Genomic DNA, 280 nt, shown 5'->3' on the forward strand with positions numbered 1-280 from the left:
GCCGCTTAGGCCAATAGGCACGAGAGAGGAGAACAACGTATCGTTCGGCTCAAACGGTACAGGTTTATCGTGTGAGAGATGTCGGCCCAAGCGAGCCTCGATACGATCTAGGCGCGTCAAGATGCCTTCCTTGAGCTCAGCGAGGAATGGCGAGAAAAGAGGATCAAACCAATCGAGACAGGTTGGATTGGCGACGATCAGAAGCTGCATCTCGCGCCAGTCGTGTATGATGACTTCAATCCGACGTCTCGGATCCGGACTCGACTCCTCAGTCAATGCA

The 280-nt window shown here is 53.9% G+C and carries 1 protein-coding gene; it reads right to left on the reverse strand.

Going from position 1 to position 280, the window contains the following annotated elements:
* Nucleotides 1-210 (reverse strand): hypothetical protein (locus AF337_RS44245; protein ID WP_210168048.1); only part of this gene is annotated, 210 nt, incomplete at its 3' end.
* Between the last annotated feature and the right edge of the window lie 70 nt (nt 211-280).

Origin of the sequence: Rhizobium ecuadorense (assembly GCF_001187535.1) — a bacterium.
GTDB classification, from domain to species: Bacteria; Pseudomonadota; Alphaproteobacteria; order Rhizobiales; family Rhizobiaceae; genus Rhizobium; species Rhizobium ecuadorense.